Source organism: Neobacillus novalis NBRC 102450, from assembly GCF_001591805.1.
Taxonomy (GTDB): Bacteria; Bacillota; Bacilli; order Bacillales; family Cytobacillaceae; genus Neobacillus; species Neobacillus novalis.
This window is the reverse complement of the sequence record NZ_BCVP01000081.1, coordinates 1-5,217: the sequence shown is the minus strand read 5'-3', so window position 1 is coordinate 5,217 and position 5,217 is coordinate 1. Positions and strand designations below refer to the sequence as shown.

General features: G+C 41.2%; 5 protein-coding genes. 4 read left to right on the top strand and 1 reads right to left on the bottom strand.

Annotated features, from left to right (window positions below; genetic code table 11):
* Positions 1–321 precede the first annotated feature (321 nt).
* Positions 322–936, bottom strand: a complete 615-nt coding sequence (locus tag BANVL01_RS26310; protein WP_342342353.1) for a nuclease-related domain-containing protein — start codon at positions 934–936, stop codon at positions 322–324.
* Positions 937–1,332: 396 nt separating this feature from the next.
* Here BANVL01_RS26310 and BANVL01_RS26305 point away from each other — a divergent pair, with 396 nt between their 5' ends.
* The 4 genes from BANVL01_RS26305 to BANVL01_RS26290 all read left to right on the top strand — a co-directional run bounded on the left by BANVL01_RS26305 (position 1,333) and on the right by BANVL01_RS26290 (position 4,828).
* Positions 1,333–2,310, top strand: a complete 978-nt coding sequence (locus tag BANVL01_RS26305; protein WP_066095189.1) for an ABC transporter ATP-binding protein — start codon at positions 1,333–1,335, stop codon at positions 2,308–2,310.
* On the top strand, positions 2,307–3,110 hold the full coding sequence (locus BANVL01_RS26300) for an ABC transporter permease (RefSeq protein WP_066095194.1): 804 nt from the start codon (positions 2,307–2,309) through the stop codon (positions 3,108–3,110). Before BANVL01_RS26305 ends, BANVL01_RS26300 begins: the two co-directional genes overlap by 4 nt.
* Positions 3,111–3,116: 6 nt before the next feature.
* Positions 3,117–3,899: an ABC transporter permease gene (locus tag BANVL01_RS26295; protein WP_066095197.1), complete on the top strand. Its 783-nt coding sequence runs from the start codon at positions 3,117–3,119 to the stop codon at positions 3,897–3,899.
* A gap of 356 nt (positions 3,900–4,255) precedes the next feature.
* Positions 4,256–4,828, top strand: coding sequence for a TetR/AcrR family transcriptional regulator (locus BANVL01_RS26290; RefSeq protein WP_066095200.1), 573 nt, complete (start codon positions 4,256–4,258; stop codon positions 4,826–4,828).
* Positions 4,829–5,217: the final 389 nt, after the last annotated feature.

The following is a 5,217-nucleotide window of genomic DNA, read 5'->3' as shown; positions in this document are numbered from 1 at the left end:
TCACCCGAAGGACAAGGTCGCCCGGGAAAGAGGGAAACTGTCCTTCGTAAGCCACCCGAAGGAAAAAGTTCGCCCGCGAAAGAGGGAAACTGTCCATCGTAAGGTACTCCAGAGACAAAACGCCACTTAAGCAAAGACCATGATTACCCTCATTAGGTCCATGGAGATAAATAAGATAAAAGTATATGATACATTGTTAAGTTTAGGTACCATCAATCAACCGATTATTCATAATAAGCCCAATTCCGGACCCCCATAATTTTAAAGTTCTTCCCCAGAATCCTACTTATCCTCTTCCTGCACTCAATCACCTTGCACCACTCAAAAACCTCGCTGGTAGTTATTTTCCAATCTGGAAAAAGAAGCTATCTCCCTAACAGTCCGCACTACAGCTGACTCAACACTTTCCACATGCCCGCAATCACCACAAACACAGTTATTAATACTGACAAATATCGAAAAGGAGCTGCATAACTCACAAGTCATCCCTTTTCGTAACTTATCATACCTATATGGCGGCAGTCTTGGATATGGTGGCTCAATAATATCTAGAGAAATAAGTTTGTTGGCTAGTTTTTCGTGCTTTCCATTTAGTTTTGAAGGAGTCGTGTTTATGTTTTTTAGATAACGATTAACCTGAGTAGGAAAAATAATTGGCTCGTTCCGGGAGGCTTGGTATAGGGTGAACTCGGGGTTGACATAAACTACCCGAGCCTCAATAGGCATATAAAGGCCAAGATTTTGGAGCAGCTGGCGGAGCAGGGATGAACTACGTTTCAACTGAAGCAGCGGATCTTTTCTCTCGAAGCCATTTGCTGAGTAGAGCAATTGCTTTTCGTAATAATAATCACCTTCAAAGTTTTTAACCTCGTTCATGTAAATAGTTTGTTGTAAAATAATCAATGAATCAATGGAACTTAGTATTGTTGAACTCAAGCAGCACCCCGTTTACTGTCAAGCATTCGCACTCGAGCTTGTCCGTCAAGGAATTAAACAGCACCTCGCCTTCATATCCTTTTTTAAGGCTTAAGTAGTTCTTCCTGTCATCATTGGACAAAGTCATTCGAGTGTTTAAATAACCGAGAATGATTAATTCGGCTGGTTTTATAAGAGGCTTTTTATTCATATGCCACATCCTTTCTTATTTCAGAAAAACATTTCACCTCCATTCTATAGAAAAATGCCAATAACACTCCTCGAAAAAATGAATAATTTGTTAATTTTTCTGAAGGAACCACTATATTCCTATTGTTTAGAAAATTCTTGACACTACAACACCCTAAATGCTATTATTTTCCTCTGTGACTCAAAAAAACAGGGGAGGGGATCACGTTGATACATTTAGAGGGGATTAGCAAATCATATAGGATTGCCAAGCGTCAAACTGGACTGCGGCAAGCAGCAAAAGCACTTTTCTACCGAGATTATACAACCATTAACGCACTTAAGGACATCTCCTTTTCTATTAATCAAGGAGAAATCGTCGGCTATATCGGTCCGAACGGGGCGGGCAAATCAACAACGATTAAAATCATGAGCGGCATCTTGGTGCCTGACACCGGGACATGTACAATTTTGGGTTATACACCGTGGAAAGACCGAACCGAGTATGTAAAAAATATTGGTGTGGTCTTTGGTCAGCGCTCCCAGCTCTGGTGGGATGTGCCGGTGATGGATTCGTTTGAACTACTAAAAGATATTTACAAAGTGCCACAACAAGAATATAAACCTACGATTGACTTACTCATCGAAACTCTGGACCTACAAACGATTGTCCATTCACCTGTCCGTCAACTAAGCCTAGGGCAGCGGATGCGCTGCGAGATTGCTGCTTCCCTGATTCATAATCCGAAAATATTATTTTTAGATGAACCAACCATCGGACTTGATGCGGTTTCAAAGATTGCTGTTCGCCAATTTATCAAAACAATTAATAAGGAAAAAGGTGTCACAGTCATTCTGACAACACACGATATGAATGATATTGAGGCATTAGCCGACAGGGTCATTTTAATCGGCAAAGGCAGCCTATTATATGATGGAAACCTAGAGGAATTAAGGAAACACTTCGGCACCAGTAAAATAATCACGGCTGATTATGCAAAAAATACTGTTCCCTTCCAAATCTTCGGGACCGCCACACTTTCATGGACGCCGGAACGAGTAGTGCTGAGCATCGATACCGAAAAGGTAAAAACCTCAGAGGTCATTACCCAATTGTCCAACAAGGTTGAACTCCTCGATGTCACAATCGAAAGCCAGCCGATCGAGGACATTATCGTCCAGCTGTACAAGGAGTATCAAATATGAAGATGTATCTAGCGGTTTTGAGGCTGCGGCTTAACATGGGGATGCAATATCGGGCGGCGGCACTCGCCGGGGTGGCAACGCAATTTTTCTGGGGATTTATTATTATTATGGTATTTGAAGCATTCTACGAACACGCTGCCATGACTCCGCCCATTTCCATCAAAGAATTGATTCAATACATATGGCTGCAGCAGGCGTTTCTTGTTTTCGTCATGATGTGGTTTCGCGATAATGAACTGTTCGATCTGATTACAAGCGGGAATATCGCTTATGAACTTTGCCGGCCAAGCGGGCTTTACGGATTCTGGTATGCCAAGCTCCTCGCACAACGTTTGTCGAGTGCTTTGTTGCGCTGTTTCCCGATTCTAATCGTTGCATTTCTTTTGCCTAAACCGTACAAGTTAGAACCCCCGCCAAGCATATGGGCATTTTTATTGTTTTTAAGCTCATTATTATTGGGCTTACTGCTGTTAGTTGCTATCTCGATGTTCTTATATATATCTGTCTTTATCACATTGTCGCCGATGGGATCGCTCTTAGTATTTGGTGTTCTTAGTGAATTTTTTGCCGGATTAGTTATTCCTGTGCCATTGATGCCGGTTTGGCTGCAGAAAATCGCCTATGTGCTTCCATTTCGCTGGACAGCCGATTTCCCATTCCGCGTTTATTCAGGGCATATTCCAGAGTCTGAAGCTGTCTTTGGCATTTTTATTCAACTGGCTTTTCTAACTGTCCTTGTTTTGCTAGGAAGAGCGGCCCTTAACGGTGTATTAAAAAAGGTAGTTGTCCAAGGAGGGTAGTCTGCAATGAGCCTATATTTTAAATATCTGCTAATCCATTTCAAATCGCAAATGCAATACCGGACTTCATTTTGGCTGCTATCGATTGGTCAATTTTTTATCCCATTTTCCATTTTTGCCGGATTGTACTTTTTGTTTGAACGGTTTGGGCAAATAAAGGGCTGGCAATTTTTCGAGGTGGCCCTTTGTTTCGCCATTATTCACATGGCCTTTAGTTTGAGCGAATGTTTTGCCCGCGGCTTTGATATGTTTTCTGGGCTTGTCGTTAAAGGGGAGTTTGATCGCTTTCTTGTGCGGCCGCGGAGTACCTTTGTTCAAGTCCTCGGCTCAAAATTTGAGTTTACAAGAGTTGGCCGACTGCTTCAGAGTTTGATTGTTTTAGTCTGGGCTTTAAGCAATCTTTCCATCGAGTGGAGCGCAATCAAAGCTATTACCCTTGTGCTGATGATTGTGAGTGGTGTGTTTATTTTTACTGGAATCTATATGCTTGCCGCTGCGATGTGCTTTTGGACAGTCCAAGGTCTCGAGGTAGCAAGTATTTTTACCGATGGCGGCAGAGAGATGGCGCAATACCCGTTAAATATTTATCAAAAATGGGTTGCCCGTTTCTTTACCTATGTGATTCCTTTTGGAACCGTAAATTATCTGCCATTACAATATATTCTCGGAAAAGCGAATGGAAATGAGCTAATCCATATGCTGACACCCGTTCTGGGGAGCTTGTTCATCTTTCCTTGTTTTCTCGTCTGGCAATTTGGTGTCAGGCACTATCGGTCGACAGGTTCTTAAATGTCTGGATTAGCGGTGTAAAATTCAATCAAACGATTGTATAGTATAGCACATTTCCGATTTCTATTTAATCAAACGTTTGTATAGTAGACCTCATTTATAAGAACACCTTACGATTATTGGGTTTTATCCTTCCCGACTAATGAATCAAACGTTTGATTAGTATATCACATTTCTGGCACCCATTTAATCAAACGTTTGATTAGTATAGTACAATTTTGGCAAGGATTTAAATAAACGTTTTGTTTATTTTCAAAACTTTACAGAAAAAATTGAAACGAAATATTGGCTATGCTATAGTGAAATCAGATGAATTTGACCAAAAAACTAATTTAGTCAATAGGGGGTTGGGTTGTATGGCACCCGACAGAAGGAAAATGATTGTTGCGGCAGCGACTAAGTCCTTTTCGTTATTTGGCTATAAAGCAACGACCATGGATCAGGTTGCGAAGCTTGCGAATGTCGGAAAGGGAACCATTTATACTTTTTTCAAAAATAAAGAAGAATTGTTTGAGGAGATTATTTCTTCGCTGGTGAAGGAAATGATTGTCGAGGCTGACTCAGCCATTCAGCTGGAATTATCGTTTACGGAAAATGTCCATCGTGCCTTGTACCGATTATTAGAATTTCGCTCCCAGCACCAGCTCATGATTAAGCTGGTTCAAGAGGAAGCGGAAATGGGGACATTAGCAGTTTCAGAAATGCTCCAGCATGTTGAAAATGAGATTATCGACTATTTAAAGCAAAAAATTGAGACCGCCATTGCTAAAGGAGCCATTCCTGAGGCTAATACAGAAATTACTAGTTTTCTGCTTTTAAAAATGTATATCGCTCTTGTTTCAGACTGGGAGAGAAATCATGCACCGTTGAGCTCGGAACAAATTGCTGAAATTATGAAGGTGTTTCTTTTGAAGGGCCTTCAAAAATAGACTAAAACGACTTAGTTTAAGATTTAAGTCGTTTTTCTATTTTTGAGTGTTTTCTCATTTATTACGGAGTGTTCCCTTAAAAGTGGGCATTGGATGCAAAGCTCGATTCGAAAAGGAGAAAAATGAATTCAATAAGGGGTATTGGATGCAAAGTTCTTTTAAAAAGGAGTTATTGGAAGGAATCTTCAATAAAAAAGGGCCCTATCCCAGATAGTAGAGGGGAAAGTTACCTGAGCCAGGCTCCCCGCCTGGCTTTTTCGTGGGTTTGCGGGTGAATTTAGGGAAGTGGACAGTAAAAGAGGAAAGTGGACAGTAACTGGGCAAAAGTGGACAGTAAAAGGTAAAAACCGGACAGTAAATCCCCAGATCCGGAGAGTAAAGGGTCAAAA